Source organism: Enterobacter sp. BIDMC 29 (assembly GCF_019378755.1).
Taxonomy (GTDB): Bacteria; Pseudomonadota; Gammaproteobacteria; order Enterobacterales; family Enterobacteriaceae; genus Enterobacter; species Enterobacter ludwigii.
Genome location: NZ_CP080000.1, coordinates 1,067,836 through 1,082,780 on the forward strand (window position 1 = coordinate 1,067,836; position 14,945 = coordinate 1,082,780).

Annotated in this window: 16 protein-coding genes and 1 other annotated feature; of the genes, 14 read left to right on the forward strand and 2 right to left on the reverse strand. The window is 54.0% G+C overall.

The genetic code is table 11. From position 1 onward, the window contains the following. The first annotated feature begins 18 nt into the window (after positions 1-18). From thrS to selO, 14 genes are all read left to right on the forward strand, one after another. Entirely contained in the window at positions 19-1,947 is a 1,929-nt protein-coding gene (gene thrS / locus JTA15_RS04740) for a threonine--tRNA ligase (protein ID WP_014169692.1), read from the forward strand. A gap of 3 nt (positions 1,948-1,950) precedes the next feature. After that, the gene (gene infC, locus JTA15_RS04745) at positions 1,951-2,493 is read left to right on the forward strand and encodes a translation initiation factor IF-3 (RefSeq protein ID WP_023616141.1); all 543 of its coding nucleotides are present in this window, start codon (positions 1,951-1,953) and stop codon (positions 2,491-2,493) included. Positions 2,494-2,590: 97 nt separating this feature from the next. After that, positions 2,591-2,788 carry a 50S ribosomal protein L35 gene (gene rpmI / locus JTA15_RS04750; RefSeq protein ID WP_003030583.1) on the forward strand — a complete coding sequence of 66 codons (198 nt, stop codon included), beginning with the start codon at positions 2,591-2,593 and terminating at the stop codon, positions 2,786-2,788. Between the two features lie 50 nt (positions 2,789-2,838). Next, positions 2,839-3,195: a 50S ribosomal protein L20 gene (gene rplT, locus JTA15_RS04755; RefSeq protein WP_000124850.1), complete on the forward strand. Its 357-nt coding sequence runs from the start codon at positions 2,839-2,841 to the stop codon at positions 3,193-3,195. Positions 3,196-3,313: 118 nt separating this feature from the next. Next, positions 3,314-3,438, forward strand: a sequence feature (Phe leader region). Then, a complete protein-coding gene (gene pheM, locus JTA15_RS04760) occupies positions 3,319-3,363 on the forward strand; it encodes a pheST operon leader peptide PheM (protein WP_001386830.1) in 45 nt (14 codons plus the stop codon). It overlaps the preceding feature by 45 nt. A gap of 62 nt (positions 3,439-3,500) precedes the next feature. Beyond that, positions 3,501-4,484: a phenylalanine--tRNA ligase subunit alpha gene (gene pheS, locus JTA15_RS04765; protein WP_020884406.1), complete on the forward strand. Its 984-nt coding sequence runs from the start codon at positions 3,501-3,503 to the stop codon at positions 4,482-4,484. Positions 4,485-4,499: 15 nt separating this feature from the next. Next, entirely contained in the window at positions 4,500-6,887 is a 2,388-nt protein-coding gene (gene pheT, locus JTA15_RS04770; protein ID WP_219372916.1) for a phenylalanine--tRNA ligase subunit beta, read from the forward strand. A gap of 4 nt (positions 6,888-6,891) precedes the next feature. Further along, positions 6,892-7,191 carry an integration host factor subunit alpha gene (gene ihfA, locus JTA15_RS04775; RefSeq protein ID WP_003857805.1) on the forward strand — a complete coding sequence of 100 codons (300 nt, stop codon included), beginning with the start codon at positions 6,892-6,894 and terminating at the stop codon, positions 7,189-7,191. A gap of 103 nt (positions 7,192-7,294) precedes the next feature. Then, complete coding sequence (btuC, locus tag JTA15_RS04780) at positions 7,295-8,275, forward strand: vitamin B12 ABC transporter permease BtuC (RefSeq protein ID WP_219372917.1); 981 nt, start codon at positions 7,295-7,297, stop codon at positions 8,273-8,275. Between the two features lie 33 nt (positions 8,276-8,308). Next, positions 8,309-8,860 (forward strand): glutathione peroxidase, encoded by a 552-nt coding sequence (locus tag JTA15_RS04785; protein ID WP_014169696.1) that lies wholly within the window; start codon positions 8,309-8,311, stop codon positions 8,858-8,860. Further along, positions 8,860-9,615 carry a vitamin B12 ABC transporter ATP-binding protein BtuD gene (gene btuD / locus JTA15_RS04790; protein WP_219372918.1) on the forward strand — a complete coding sequence of 252 codons (756 nt, stop codon included), beginning with the start codon at positions 8,860-8,862 and terminating at the stop codon, positions 9,613-9,615. Before JTA15_RS04785 ends, btuD begins: the two co-directional genes overlap by 1 nt. Positions 9,616-9,689: 74 nt before the next feature. Then, positions 9,690-10,154, forward strand: a complete 465-nt coding sequence (locus JTA15_RS04795) for an NlpC/P60 family protein (RefSeq protein WP_008500650.1) — start codon at positions 9,690-9,692, stop codon at positions 10,152-10,154. 294 nt (positions 10,155-10,448) lie between these two features. Then, positions 10,449-11,159, forward strand: a complete 711-nt coding sequence (locus JTA15_RS04800) for an EAL domain-containing protein (RefSeq protein WP_020884402.1) — start codon at positions 10,449-10,451, stop codon at positions 11,157-11,159. A 64-nt stretch (positions 11,160-11,223) separates the two neighbouring features. Then, entirely contained in the window at positions 11,224-12,666 is a 1,443-nt protein-coding gene (gene selO / locus JTA15_RS04805) for a protein adenylyltransferase SelO (RefSeq protein WP_219372919.1), read from the forward strand. Positions 12,667-12,725: 59 nt separating this feature from the next. Here selO and JTA15_RS04810 read toward each other — a convergent pair whose 3' ends face one another. Together JTA15_RS04810 and JTA15_RS04815 are read right to left on the reverse strand one after the other, a co-directional pair. After that, positions 12,726-13,496: a 3-hydroxybutyrate dehydrogenase gene (locus JTA15_RS04810; protein ID WP_025204395.1), complete on the reverse strand. Its 771-nt coding sequence runs from the start codon at positions 13,494-13,496 to the stop codon at positions 12,726-12,728. Positions 13,497-13,506: 10 nt separating this feature from the next. After that, the gene (locus JTA15_RS04815; RefSeq protein ID WP_219373230.1) at positions 13,507-14,901 is read right to left on the reverse strand and encodes a GntP family permease; all 1,395 of its coding nucleotides are present in this window, start codon (positions 14,899-14,901) and stop codon (positions 13,507-13,509) included. Between the last annotated feature and the right edge of the window lie 44 nt (positions 14,902-14,945).

Genomic DNA, 14,945 nt, shown 5'->3' on the forward strand with positions numbered 1-14,945 from the left:
TGCAAATAAGGATATAAAATGCCTGTAATTACTCTTCCTGATGGCAGCCAACGCCATTACGACCACGCTGTAAGCCCAATGGATGTTGCCCTGGACATTGGTCCTGGACTCGCGAAAGCAACCATCGCTGGCCGTGTTAATGGTGAGCTGGTTGATGCATCTGACCTGATTGAAAGCGATGCGCAGCTGTCTATCATCACAGCGAAAGACGAAGAAGGTCTGGAGATCATTCGTCACTCCTGCGCGCACCTGTTAGGTCATGCGATCAAACAGCTGTGGCCGAACACCAAAATGGCGATCGGTCCGGTTATCGACAACGGTTTCTACTATGACGTTGATCTTGACCATACCCTGACTCAGGAAGATATCGACGCGCTCGAAAAACGTATGCACGAGCTCGCCGAAACTAACTATGACGTCATTAAGAAGAAAGTCAGCTGGCACGAAGCGCGTGAAACCTTCGTGAAGCGTGGCGAGAGCTATAAAGTCTCTATTCTTGATGAAAACATCTCTCATGATGACAAGCCTGGCTTGTACCATCACGAAGAATACGTCGACATGTGCCGTGGACCGCACGTGCCGAACATGCGCTTCTGTCATCACTTTAAGCTGATGAAAATCGCGGGCGCCTACTGGCGTGGCGATAGCAACAACAAGATGTTGCAGCGTATCTATGGTACCGCGTGGGCCGATAAAAAAGCCCTTAACGCCTACCTGCAGCGCCTGGAAGAGGCGGCTAAACGTGACCACCGTAAAATCGGTAAGCAGCTTGACCTGTACCACATGCAGGAAGAAGCGCCGGGTATGGTGTTCTGGCACAATGACGGCTGGACTATCTTCCGTGAACTGGAAACGTTCGTACGCTCCAAGCTGAAAGAGTACCAGTATCAGGAAGTGAAAGGCCCGTTCATGATGGACCGTGTGCTGTGGGAAAAAACCGGCCACTGGGACAACTACAAAGATGCGATGTTCACCACCTCTTCTGAGAACCGTGAATACTGCATTAAGCCAATGAACTGCCCTGGCCACGTTCAGATCTTCAACCAGGGTCTGAAATCCTACCGCGATCTGCCGCTGCGTATGGCAGAGTTCGGTAGCTGCCACCGTAACGAGCCATCAGGTGCATTGCACGGTCTGATGCGTGTTCGTGGCTTTACTCAGGATGATGCGCATATCTTCTGTACTGAAGATCAGGTTCGTGATGAAGTTAACGCCTGTATTCGTATGGTCTACGATATGTACAGCACCTTTGGCTTCGAGAAGATCGTTGTCAAACTCTCAACGCGTCCGGAAAAACGTATCGGTAGCGATGAGACCTGGGATCGCGCAGAAGCGGATCTCGCCGTGGCGCTGGAAGAGAACGGCATTCCGTTCGAATACCAGCTGGGCGAGGGCGCATTCTACGGTCCGAAAATTGAATTTACCCTGTATGACTGCCTCGATCGCGCATGGCAGTGCGGTACTGTACAGCTGGACTTCTCCCTGCCGCAGCGTTTAAGCGCCTCTTATGTTGGCGAAGACAACGAACGTCAGGTACCGGTTATGATTCACCGTGCAATCCTCGGTTCTCTGGAGCGCTTCATCGGCATCCTGACTGAAGAGTTTGCCGGCTTCTTCCCAACCTGGCTTGCGCCAGTGCAGGTCGTGGTGATGAACATTACCGATTCTCAGGCTGAATACGTTAAAGAATTGACGCAGAAACTACAAAATGCGGGCATTCGCGTAAAAGCAGACTTGAGAAATGAGAAGATTGGCTTTAAAATCCGCGAGCACACTTTACGTCGTGTCCCGTATATGTTGGTCTGTGGTGATAAAGAGGTGGAAGCAGGCAAAGTTGCCGTTCGCACCCGCCGTGGTAAAGACCTGGGGAGCCTGGACGTAAGTGAAGTGATTGAGAAGCTGCAACAAGAGATTCGCAGCCGCAGTCTTCAACAACTGGAGGAATAAGGTATTAAAGGCGGAAAACGAGTTCAAACGGCACGTCCGAATCGTATCAATGGCGAGATTCGCGCCCAGGAAGTTCGCTTAACAGGTCTGGAAGGCGAGCAGCTGGGGATTGTGAGTCTGAGAGAAGCGATCGAAAAGGCTGAAGAAGCTGGAGTAGATTTAGTTGAAATCAGCCCTAACGCCGAACCGCCAGTTTGTCGTATCATGGACTACGGCAAGTTCCTTTATGAAAAGAGTAAGTCTTCTAAGGAACAGAAGAAAAAGCAAAAAGTTATCCAGGTTAAGGAAATTAAATTCCGTCCTGGTACCGACGATGGCGATTATCAGGTAAAACTCCGCAGCCTGATTCGCTTTCTGGAAGATGGCGATAAGGCCAAGATCACACTGCGTTTCCGCGGTCGTGAGATGGCCCACCAACAGATTGGTATGGAAGTGCTTAACCGCGTCCGTGACGATCTGAGTGAACTGGCAGTAGTCGAATCCTTCCCTACGAAGATCGAAGGCCGCCAGATGATCATGGTGCTCGCTCCTAAGAAGAAACAGTAAGGCCTTCAAGCAGCAAAACCTGTGGAGCCTTCGGGTCTCATAGGTTTTGTTCGCCTATGTTTCGTTTATTTAACAATGCGAAGTGGAAGTAATTAAGATGCCAAAAATTAAGACCGTACGCGGTGCTGCTAAGCGCTTCAAAAAAACCGGTGGTGGTGGATTTAAGCGTAAGCACGCAAACCTGCGTCATATTCTGACCAAAAAATCTACTAAGCGTAAACGTCACCTGCGTCCAAAAGGCCTTGTTTCTAAAGGCGATCTGGGTCTGGTTATCGCGTGCCTGCCGTACGCATAAGCCGTTAACGTTTAATTTTTTACTAAGAATATAGATACAGGAGAGCACATATGGCTCGCGTAAAACGTGGTGTAATTGCACGTGCACGTCACAAGAAAATTTTGAAACAAGCTAAAGGCTACTACGGTGCGCGTTCACGCGTATACCGCGTTGCCTTCCAGGCTGTTATCAAAGCAGGTCAGTACGCTTACCGTGACCGTCGTCAACGTAAGCGTCAGTTCCGTCAACTGTGGATTGCGCGTATCAACGCAGCAGCACGTCAGAACGGTATTTCTTACAGCAAATTCATCAACGGCCTGAAAAAAGCCTCTGTTGAAATCGACCGTAAGATCCTGGCTGACATCGCAGTATTCGACAAAGTAGCGTTCACCGCTCTGGTCGAAAAAGCGAAAGCAGCACTGGCATAAGCCAGTTGAAAGAGGGGGCTTCGCTCCCTCTTTTCATTTAACACCATCAGAAGATTGACTTTTACCCGTGCAACCTTTTCAATAAGGTCTTAACGGTTTTTTACCACACAAGGTAACGCAAGCATGAATGCTGCTATTTTCCGCTTCTTCTTTTACTTTAGCACCTGAATTCAGGAGGCTAGCGCGTGAAAGATGAAACGAAAAACAGCGCCAGATAAGCCTCCTGATGGAGGCTTTTTTTGTGTCTAAATTCGAGAGAATAACTCCACCAAATCGGTGTCTGCACCGACATAATGAGGAAAATCATGTCACATCTCGCAGAGCTGGTTGCCAGTGCAACAGCCGCCATTAATCAGGCCTCAGATGTTGCCGCGTTAGACAATGTCCGCGTCGAATATCTCGGTAAGAAAGGGCATTTGACCCTTCAAATGACAACCCTGCGTGAACTGCCGCCAGAGGAACGCCCGGCAGCGGGTGCGGTCATTAACGAAGCCAAAGAGCAGGTGCAACAGGCACTGAACGCGCGCAAAGCTGAGCTGGAAAGCGCGGTGCTGAATGCGCGTCTGGCGGCAGAGACTATCGATGTCTCCCTGCCGGGGCGCCGTATCGAAAACGGTGGCCTGCATCCGGTTACCCGCACCATTGATCGCATTGAAAGTTTCTTCGGTGAGCTCGGCTTTACCGTGGCGACTGGCCCGGAAATCGAAGATGATTACCACAACTTCGACGCCCTCAACATTCCAGGCCATCATCCGGCACGTGCTGACCACGACACTTTCTGGTTCGACGCCACCCGTCTGCTGCGTACTCAGACCTCGGGCGTTCAGATCCGTACCATGAAGGAACAGGAACCCCCGATCCGCATCATCGCACCGGGCCGCGTGTACCGTAACGACTACGATCAGACCCATACCCCGATGTTCCATCAGATGGAAGGCCTGATTGTTGATAAGAACATCAGCTTTACCAACCTGAAAGGTACGCTGCACGATTTCCTGAACAACTTCTTTGAGGAAGACCTGCAGGTTCGTTTCCGTCCGTCCTACTTCCCGTTCACTGAACCGTCTGCGGAAGTTGACGTGATGGGTAAAAACGGCAAATGGCTGGAAGTGCTGGGCTGCGGCATGGTGCATCCAAACGTTCTGCGCAACGTAGGTATCGATCCAGAAGTCTACTCCGGCTTTGCGTTCGGTATGGGCATGGAGCGTCTGACAATGCTGCGCTATGGCGTGACCGATTTGCGTGCATTCTTCGAAAACGATCTGCGTTTCCTCAAACAGTTTAAATAAGGGCAGGACAGAACAATGAAATTCAGTGAACTGTGGTTACGCGAATGGGTGAACACCACGCTTGATAGCGAAGCGCTTTCCAACCAGATCACCATGGCGGGTCTGGAAGTTGACGGTGTAGAGCCGGTTTCTGGCGCTTTCAATGGCGTCGTTGTGGGCAAAGTGGTTGAGTGCGGTCAGCACCCTAACGCTGACAAGCTGCGTGTGACAAAAGTTAACGTAGGCGGCGATCGCCTGCTGGATATCGTCTGCGGCGCGCCAAACTGCCGTCAGGGCCTGAAAGTGGCCGTGGCGACCGTGGGGGCTGTACTGCCGGGCGATTTTAAAATTAAAGCAGCGAAACTGCGCGGTGAGCCGTCTGAAGGCATGCTGTGTTCGTTCTCTGAGCTGGGTATTTCCGACGATCACAATGGCATCATTGAGCTGCCGCTTGATGCGCCTATTGGTACCGACATCCGCGAATACCTGAAACTTGATGACAACACCATTGAAATCAGCGTGACGCCAAACCGTGCGGACTGCTTAGGCATTATCGGCGTGGCCCGCGATGTGGCCGTGCTGAACCAGACTGAACTGAACGTACCGGAAATCGTACCGGTTGACGCTACCATCAGTGACACACTGCCGATTCAGGTTGAAGCCGCTGAGGCGTGCCCACGCTACCTTGGTCGTGTGGTGAAAGGCATCAACGTAAAAGCACCAACCCCGCTGTGGATGAAAGAGAAGCTGCGTCGCTGTGGTATTCGTTCTATCGACGCCGTCGTTGACGTGACCAACTATGTTCTGCTGGAGCTGGGGCAGCCGATGCACGCGTTCGATAAAGATCGTATCGAAGGCGGTATTGTGGTGCGTATGGCGAAAGAGGGCGAAACCCTGGTTCTGCTCGACGGCAGCGAAGCAAAACTGAATGCTGATACGCTGGTGATCGCGGACCACGTTAAAGCGCTGGCGATGGGCGGTATCTTCGGTGGCGAGCACTCCGGTGTAAACGATGAAACGCAAAACGTTCTGTTGGAGTGTGCGTTTTTCAGCCCGCTCTCTATCACCGGTCGCGCACGTCGTCACGGCCTGCATACCGATGCCTCTCACCGTTATGAGCGTGGCGTCGATCCGGCACTGCAGCACAAAGCGATGGAGCGTGCGACGCGTCTGCTGATCGACATCTGCGGCGGTGAAGCGGGCCCGGTTATCGACGTCACCCACGAAGCGACGTTGCCGAAGCGTGCGACCATTACCCTGCGTCGTAGCAAGCTGGATCGTCTGATTGGTCACCATGTTGCTGACGCACAGGTCAGCGATATCCTTCGCCGCCTGGGTTGTGACGTGACCGAAGGGCAGGACGAGTGGAAAGCCGTTGCGCCATCCTGGCGTTTCGACATGGAGATCGAAGAAGATCTGGTGGAAGAAGTGGCTCGCGTATACGGCTACAACAACATCCCGGATGAGCCTGTTCAGGCGGGTCTGGTGATGGGAAGCCACCGTGAAGCAGATTTGTCTCTTAAGCGTGTGAAAACCATGCTGAACGACAAAGGCTATCAGGAAGTGATCACCTACAGCTTTGTTGATCCAAAACTGCAGCAGATGATCCATCCGGGCCAGGAAGCGCTGATTCTGCCAAGCCCAATCTCCAGCGAAATGTCCGCGATGCGCCTGTCCCTGTGGACCGGTCTGCTGGGGACTATCGTTTACAACCAGAATCGTCAGCAAAACCGCGTGCGAATTTTCGAAAGTGGTTTACGCTTTGTACCGGATAATCAGGCAAATTTAGGCATCTGTCAGGATCTCATGCTGGCTGGTGCCATCAGCGGTAACCGTTACGAAGAGCACTGGGACCTGGCAAAAGGCACGGTTGATTTCTACGATATGAAGGGAGATCTGGAAGCAATTCTCGATCTGACCGGTAAATTATCTGAAATTGAATTCCGTGCAGAAGCGATCCCTGCGCTGCATCCAGGCCAGAGCGCGGCTATCTATTTAGACGGCAAACGCATTGGTTTCATTGGCGTTGTTCATCCTGAGCTGGAGCGCAAGCTGGACCTGAACGGCCGTACCATCGTGTTCGAGCTGGAATGGAGCCCGGTTGCAGACCGCGTCATTCCTCAGGCCCGCGACGTCTCACGCTTCCCGGCAAACCGCCGTGATATCGCGGTTGTGGTCGCGGAAAATGTGCCCGCAGCAGATATTTTGGCCGAATGTAAGAAAGTTGGCGTAAATCAGGTAGTTGGCGTAAACTTATTTGACGTGTACCGCGGCAAGGGCGTAGCAGAAGGTTTCAAGAGCCTCGCTATTAGCCTTATCCTTCAGGATACCAGCCGTACACTCGAAGAAGAGGAGATTGCCGCTACCGTCGCCAAATGTGTAGAGGCATTAAAAGAGCGATTCCAGGCATCATTGAGGGATTGAACCTATGGCGCTTACAAAAGCTGAAATGTCAGAATATCTGTTTGATAAGCTTGGGCTTAGCAAACGAGATGCCAAAGAGCTGGTAGAGCTGTTTTTCGAAGAGATCCGTCGTGCTCTGGAAAATGGTGAGCAGGTAAAACTCTCCGGTTTTGGCAATTTTGATTTGCGTGACAAAAACCAACGTCCGGGCCGTAACCCAAAGACGGGGGAAGATATTCCGATTACAGCCCGCCGCGTGGTGACCTTCAGACCCGGCCAGAAGTTAAAAAGCCGTGTCGAAAACGCAACGCCCAAAGCAGAGTAATATGAACTAACTAAAAAGGCCGCTCACGCGGCCTTTTTTCTTTGCGCTCTTTGGTAAACCCGCCGTAAAATCAATTACATCACACGCTACTAAAACCATATCCATGCTTGATTATGCCCATCGCCAGCACCGTTTAAATCAACGACACCTGCTTTTGCTCGTGCTGCTGCTCATTGTTACCGCAGGCGTTAGCCTGTGCGCCGGGGAACAGTGGATAGGGCCTGAACACTGGTTTGAGCCTGAGGGGCAGCTTTTCGTCTGGCAAATCCGTCTGCCGCGCACGCTGGCGGTGATCCTGGTGGGCGCCGCGCTGGCACTGTGCGGCACCATTATGCAGGCATTATTTGATAACCCGCTGGCGGAGCCCGGGCTGCTCGGCGTGTCGAATGGCGCGGGCGTAGGGCTGGTGGCGGCGGTGATGTTGGGCGGGGGGGAACTCTCCTCATGGGGAATTAGCCTCAGCGCCATTATCGGCGCGTTGCTGATAACGGTAATTCTTTTGCGCTTTGCCAGACGGCACTTATCAACCAGTCGGCTGCTGCTTGCCGGGGTGGCTCTGGGGATCATCTGTAGCGCGCTGATGACCTGGGCGGTGTACTTCTCCACGGCCTTTGACTTGCGTCAGTTGATGTACTGGATGATGGGCGGCTTCGGGGGCGTAGACTGGCGCCAGGGCTGGCTGATGGCCCTGCTGATACCGGTCTTGCTATGGGCGGGCCTGCAGGCACAGCCGCTGAATATTCTCGCGCTGGGGGAAACCTCGGCCCGCCAGCTTGGCATGCCAATAGGCTTCTGGCGTAACGTGCTGGTCATTGCCATTGGCTGGCTGGTTGGTGTGAGCGTGGCACTGGCCGGGGCGATTGGCTTTATTGGGCTGGTTATCCCGCACATGCTGCGTCTGTGCGGGATAACCGACCATCGAACCTTACTGCCGGCCTCGGCGGTTGCCGGGGCGGTAACGCTGCTGGTGGCGGATATCATCGCCCGGCTCGCCCTGACAGCCGCTGAGCTGCCAATAGGCGTGGTGACCGCCACGCTGGGCGCGCCGGTATTTATCTGGCTACTATTAAAATCCGGACGTTAAATCACTACCCGTAAGATAACCTGAGGGAATGCTATGCAGTCTGATATTTTGAATACCGAAGTGACCACCATTGAGGGTGAGAAAACCACGCTGGAAAGCTATAAAGGCAACGTGCTGCTCATCGTGAATGTGGCCTCCAAATGTGGCCTGACGCCGCAGTACGAGCAGCTGGAAAACATTCAAAAAGCCTGGGAGAAAGACGGTTTCACCGTACTGGGCTTCCCGTGCAACCAGTTCCTGGGCCAGGAGCCGGGCAGCGAAGACGAAATCAAAACGTTTTGCAGCACCACCTACGGTGTGACGTTCCCGATGTTCAGCAAAATCGACGTTAACGGTGAACATCGCCATCCCCTGTATGCGAAGCTGGTGGCGGCCGCGCCGACCGCCGTTGCGCCGGAAGGCAGCGGTTTTTATGAGCGCATGGCCAGTAAAGGACGCGCGCCGCTCTATCCGGACGATATCCTGTGGAATTTTGAAAAATTCCTTATTGGTCGTGACGGACAGGTGGTGCAGCGTTTTTCACCGGACATGACGCCTGAAGATCCGATTGTGATGGAGTCTATCAAGCTGGCGCTGGCGAAATAATGACGTTGCTGATGCAGCTCACGGACGTCGCCGATACGGGGCGTCTGGAGCCGATAACCGGTGCCATCAATGCAGGCGAAATCCTGCATCTTGTCGGGCCGAACGGCGCAGGAAAAAGCACCTTACTGGCGCGCATGGCGGGGCTGACCGCCGGCGCGGGGGAGATAACCCTGCTGGAGCATAACCTTGCTGACTGGTCGCCAGTCTCACTGGCGCACAGGCGCAGCTATCTGGTGCAGCAGCAGGCCCCGCCCTTTGCGATGCCCGTCTGGCACTACCTGATGCTGCATCTGCACGATAAACAGCATACGTCGCTGCTCACTGAGGTGGCGGCGGGATTAGGGCTAGAAGATAAACTGTCCCGGCATGCCAGCCAGCTTTCGGGGGGCGAGTGGCAGCGCGTGCGTCTGGCGGCCGTCATTTTGCAGATTCACCCGGCCGGCAATCCGCACGGCAGACTGCTGCTTCTGGATGAACCGATGAGCGGTCTGGATGTGGCACAACAGGCCGCGCTGGACACCCTGTTAAGCTCCCTGAGCAGAAAAGGGATCGGCGTGGTCATGAGCAGTCATGACCTGAACCATACGCTGCGTCACGCCCACCGGGTGTGGCTGTTGGCGCGAGGAAAGATGATTGCCAGCGGCACGCGCGATGCGGTATTGACGCCGCCAAATCTTGCCCGCGCGTACAATATGTCTTTCCGCAGGCTGGATATAGAAGGGCATAAGATGCTGATTTCTACCGCGCAGGCGTAACCGTTTCTTGCCTGTTAACGCCGTTGCACGCTAAATTACGAAAAGAACAAAAAAAGCAGAGGATTCGTCTGAAAATGCGATTCTGGTTTCTCCTGATGGCCGCGTTATTTCTTGCGGGATGCAGTAGCCATCGTGCGCCGCCGCCTAACCCGCGGCTTTCAGATTCTATTACCGTCATTGCCAGCCTTAACGATCAGCTGAGCAACTGGCGCGGCACGCCCTATCGTTATGGCGGCATGAGCCGTGGGGGCGTAGATTGTTCTGGCTTTGTTCTGATGACGTTTCGCGATAAGTTTGATTTACAGCTTCCGCGCGAAACACGCAAACAGGCGGAAATTGGCACGGAAATCGATAAAGATGATTTGCTGCCCGGCGACCTGGTTTTTTTCAAAACCGGCTCGGGTGAAAGTGGGCTTCACGTCGGTATTTATGATACCGATAATCAGTTTATTCACGCCTCGACCAGTCGTGGGGTGATGCGCTCGTCGCTCGATAATGTTTACTGGCGTAAAAACTTCTGGCAGGCACGACGTATTTAGTCTGTCAAAGAGCAGTCTCTTATGATGGCATGATAACTAATAAATCATGCCATTTTTTCTCAAATAAGAGGTTTAAAGTTAAATTTACGAAAAATGACTTATCTCCTCAGGTGTCTGTTTTATCTAAAACTGGCTATTACTGAGCAACCAGGATAAGATTATTTTAGATTCAGGGATAAATCTGAAAAATAATACGGAACTAATGAAATTAATCTTATTAAAATCAAGACAGTGGAATTGTGTCGGCAATTGCTCCAGGATGTCCTCTCTCATCTTTAATGCGGGGCGAGTGCAATGATTATTACGCTAGATAATGCTTACCAGTCTGAACTGATGCTTCTGCCTGCCCGTAATAGCGCCGGCGAGCTTAAAGGTTTAGAGGTTCTGGTTAACTTTACTGGCGTCGGTACCCACGTTCGGATCCCCACCGAACTCGTTATCCCGCGGCTTTCTGCTGAAGAAGAGTTAGCGTTGTTTAACGAGAAACTGCAATTGCTTGATACCTGTAAACTGTTTTTTATTCAGCATCAGTTAATTGCATGGATCAATATTACACCTGTAATTGTTGAATTTTTATTAAGTAATGGGAACGCTGTTTCAATACTTGAGCGTTATCCGTTTCTTGAGTTTACTGTTAATGAGAATTATCCAGGTTTAAATAACGGGAAGGACGATCTGCAACTGGCGAGAATGGCAATCCATTTTCCGCTGGTGCTGGCAAACTTTGGCGCAGGCGCAGCGTCGTTGAAAGCCGTTTATGATGGATTGTTTAAACGGGTCATTCTCGACAAGGGATTTATCCAGCAGCGTGCTTCTGAACTCTCTTTTGAGCCTTTTATGCGCGCAATCCTCTGGCAAATAACGCCTCACTGTCAGTCAGTGCTCGTCGGCGGCATTGATGACCACGGTTTATTGCAGCGCGTCTTGTCCTTTAACTTTGGCGCAATGCAGGGGGCGCTCTGGCCGGCCGTCTCTGCAGAGCACGTCACCACGCTCGTTCAGTGATAACCCTCTCTTTCGCCCGTGTTTAAGTCCGGGTAAACCCTCTACACTAAAAGCAGGAGGACCTATGACCCTGTCTTTTACTGCTCACTGGCATGACGAGTTGCCGGGTTTTTATACCGCACTCAAACCCACACCGTTACAAAATTCCCGTCTTATCTGGCATAACGATCGGCTGGCAGATGAGCTGGCTGTTCCACCTGAGATGTTTCAGCCCTCCGACGGCGCTGGCGTCTGGGGAGGCGAAACGCTGCTTGCCGGTATGCAGCCTCTGGCTCAGGTCTATAGCGGACATCAGTTTGGCGTCTGGGCAGGACAACTGGGCGATGGCCGGGGGATCCTGCTGGGCGAACAACGGCTGCCCAACGGGGAGACGGTGGACTGGCACCTGAAGGGGGCCGGCCTGACCCCTTACTCGCGAATGGGCGACGGGCGCGCGGTATTGCGTTCGACTATTCGCGAATGTCTGGCCTCAGAAGCGATGCATGCGCTGGGGATCCCCACCACCCGCGCACTGTCGATTGTAACCAGTGACACCCCGGTGGCGCGTGAAACGATGGAAAAAGGGGCGATGCTCATGCGCGTTGCGCAAAGCCATCTGCGTTTTGGCCACTTTGAACACTTTTATTATCGTCGTGAGCCGGAAAAAGTCCGCCAGCTTGCGGATTATGCCCTTCGTCATCACTGGTCTCATTTCCAGGACGAGGCCGATAAGTACATTCTCTGGTTCCGCGATGTGGTAGCCCGTACCGCAACCATGATTGCCCGCTGGCAGACGGTCGGGTTTGCCCATGGGGTGATGAACACGGACAACATGTCGCTTCTCGGGTTGACCTTTGATTACGGTCCGTTTGGCTTCCTTGATGACTATCAGCCGGGGTACATCTGCAACCATTCTGACTATCAGGGACGTTACAGTTTCGACAATCAGCCGGCTGTTGGCCTGTGGAACCTGCAGCGCCTTGCGCAAACTCTGTCGCCGTTTATCGACGTTGATGCCCTGAATGATGCGCTCGACAGCTACCAGGACATTTTACTGCGCGAATACGGCGCGTTGATGCGCAACAAACTGGGGCTGGTGACGCAGGAGAGGGGCGATAACGACATCCTGAACGCTCTGTTTGCACTCATGGAACGTGAAGGCAGCGATTACACCCGCACCTTCCGGATGCTGAGCCAGACTGAGCAACACAGTAGTGCCTCACCGCTGCGCGACGAGTTCATTGACAGGCAGGGCTTTGACGACTGGTTTGCGCTTTATCGTGCGCGGTTGCAGCAAGAGCAGGTCGACGACGCAACCCGGCAGGCGCAAATGAACGCGGCGAACCCGGCGATGGTGTTGCGCAACTGGCTGGCGCAGCGGGCCATTGAACAGGCAGAGCAGGGGGAGTATGACGAACTACATCGCCTGCATGTGGCTCTGCGTACGCCGTTTGCTGACCGTGACGACGACTATGTCAGCCGTCCGCCGGACTGGGGAAAACGCCTTGAAGTGAGCTGTTCGAGCTAGCCCGGGCGGACAAAACCTGACACCTTGCGGTGCCAGGTTTTTTTATGCCGATACCGCGGTCACTGTGCGACCCATCCGCCATCCATATTCCAGGCGGCGCCGCGGACCTGTACGGCGCTGTCACTGCACAAAAACAACGCCAGTTCGCCTAGCTGTTCCGGCGTAACAAACTCACCGGCGGGCTGTTTCTCTGCCAGCAGTTGCTCACGAGCGACATCCGGTGCGACGCCATCGGCAATACGTCTGTCGATTTGCTGCTGCACCAGCGGGGTCAGCACCCAGCCCGGGCAGATGGCATTGGCGGTAATACCGGTGCGGGCGGTCTCCAGCGCCAGGGATTTGGTAAAGCCCACCACGCCATGCTTGGCGGCAACATAGGCGGATTTCTCTTTCGACGCGACCAACCCATGCACGGAGGCGATATTAATGATGCGCCCCCAGTTTTTCGCCTGCATCGCAGGCAGCGCCAGCCGGCTGGTGTGAAAGACGGAAGAGAGGTTGATGGCGATAATGTCGTTCCATTTTTCCACCGGGAACGCATTAACAGGTGCGACGTGCTGTATACCGGCGTTGTTGATCAGAATATCGACTCCGCCATACCGGGTTTCGGCGTAGTGCATCATGGCTTCAATCTGCTGGACGTCACGCAGGTCCGCATCGTGATAGCCCGGCGTTTTACCCCGTTTCGCGATTTCGTCTCTTGCCGATTCACTGTCGCCGAAACCGTTAAGAATCAACTGCGCGCCAGCCTTCGCCAGCACGCCAGCGATCCCAAGTCCAATACCGCTGGTCGAGCCGGTCACCAGTGCGGTTTTACCGTTCAGATTCATTTTATTCTCCTTACACAATGCCGGTGAGATAGAACACGGCAATGACAAAAAGCACCGCCAGACTTTTGATGAGAGTGATAGCGAAAATGCCGCCATACGCCTGACGATGGCTCAGACCCGTAATGGCAAGCAACGTAATCACGGCCCCGTTATGGGGAAGCGTATCCATGCCGCCGCTGGCCATCGAGGCCACGCGGTGGAGAACCTCCAGAGGGATATTGGCTGCGTGGGCGGCCGCGACAAACGTTTCGGCCATGGCCGCAAGGGCGATGCTCATCCCGCCCGACGCCGAACCGGTGATCCCGGCAAGCACGGTCACGCTGATGGCTTCGTTGAGCAACGGGTTCGGGATAGCGGCGAGCGCTTTGGATAAGACCAGAAAACCGGGCAGCGCAGCGATCACCGCCCCGAAACCGTATTCAGACGCGGTATTCATTGCCGCCAGAATGGCGCCGCTGACCGCCGTCCGGCTGCCTTCTGCCAGCCGTCCCCGGATATTGCGAAATCCAAAAAGCAGTACCATGACAATACCCGCGATCAGCGCCGCTTCCACGGCCCAGATGGCGGTGATTTTGCTGACCTCGGTGACAATCGGCTTCGCCAGCCCGGGCAGGGTAAGTTCATGGCGCGTCCCGTACCAGCCGGGGATCCAGCGGGTAAACAGCAGGTTGAGGATCCCGACCAGCAGCAGAGGGGAAATGGCGATCAGCGGATGGGGCAGATTAATGTTGTCCGGCGTTTCAGGTTCATTTTTCAGATCGGAACCGTAGCCCTCATTGTTGTTGAGCGCCTTTCGCCGCTGACGCTCCAGCCAGAGCAGGCCAAAACAGAGGATAAACAGCGAGCCAATCAGCCCAAGCCACGGGGCGGCCCAGGCGTTAGTGCCAAAGAAGCTGGTGGGGATAATGTTCTGGATCTGCGGCGTACCGGGCAGGGCGTCCATGGTAAACGAGAACGCACCCAGAGCCACGGTCGCCGGGATAAGACGTTTGGGGATGCCGCTCTGGCGGAACAGTTCGGCCGCAAAAGGATAGACGGCAAAGGCCACCACGAAGAGCGAAACGCCGCCGTACGTTAACAATGCACACACCAGCACAATGACCGGAATCGCATGGCGGCGCCCGAGGATCTGGATCGCTGCAGCGACGATAGCGCGTGAGAAACCGGAAAGCTCAATCAGCTTGCCAAACACGGCACCCAGCAGGAACACCGGGAAGTAGAGCTTGACGAAGCCGACCATCTTTTCCATAAACAGACCGGTAAACGTCGGGCCGACGGCCCCCGGGTCGGTCAGCAGCACGGCACCCAGCGCCGCGATGGGGGCAAACAGAATAACGCTGTATCCGCGATAAGCCGCGAGCATCAGCAATGCCAGCGCCGCCAGGGCAATCAACACACTCATTATGACTCCTCACTATCATTGTTATATTCGGGTACCAACGAGATGTC

Coding starts and splice junctions, on each gene's coding strand:
- thrS (WP_014169692.1), top strand. CDS start 19: ATGCCTGTAATTACTCTTCCTGATGGCAGCCAACGCCATTACGACCAC.
- rpmI (WP_003030583.1), top strand. CDS start 2,591: ATGCCAAAAATTAAGACCGTACGCGGTGCTGCTAAGCGCTTCAAAAAA.
- rplT (WP_000124850.1), top strand. CDS start 2,839: ATGGCTCGCGTAAAACGTGGTGTAATTGCACGTGCACGTCACAAGAAA.
- pheS (WP_020884406.1), top strand. CDS start 3,501: ATGTCACATCTCGCAGAGCTGGTTGCCAGTGCAACAGCCGCCATTAAT.
- pheT (WP_219372916.1), top strand. CDS start 4,500: ATGAAATTCAGTGAACTGTGGTTACGCGAATGGGTGAACACCACGCTT.
- ihfA (WP_003857805.1), top strand. CDS start 6,892: ATGGCGCTTACAAAAGCTGAAATGTCAGAATATCTGTTTGATAAGCTT.
- btuC (WP_219372917.1), top strand. CDS start 7,295: ATGCTTGATTATGCCCATCGCCAGCACCGTTTAAATCAACGACACCTG.
- JTA15_RS04785 (WP_014169696.1), top strand. CDS start 8,309: ATGCAGTCTGATATTTTGAATACCGAAGTGACCACCATTGAGGGTGAG.
- btuD (WP_219372918.1), top strand. CDS start 8,860: ATGACGTTGCTGATGCAGCTCACGGACGTCGCCGATACGGGGCGTCTG.
- JTA15_RS04795 (WP_008500650.1), top strand. CDS start 9,690: ATGCGATTCTGGTTTCTCCTGATGGCCGCGTTATTTCTTGCGGGATGC.
- JTA15_RS04800 (WP_020884402.1), top strand. CDS start 10,449: ATGATTATTACGCTAGATAATGCTTACCAGTCTGAACTGATGCTTCTG.
- selO (WP_219372919.1), top strand. CDS start 11,224: ATGACCCTGTCTTTTACTGCTCACTGGCATGACGAGTTGCCGGGTTTT.
- JTA15_RS04810 (WP_025204395.1), bottom strand. CDS start 13,496: ATGAATCTGAACGGTAAAACCGCACTGGTGACCGGCTCGACCAGCGGT.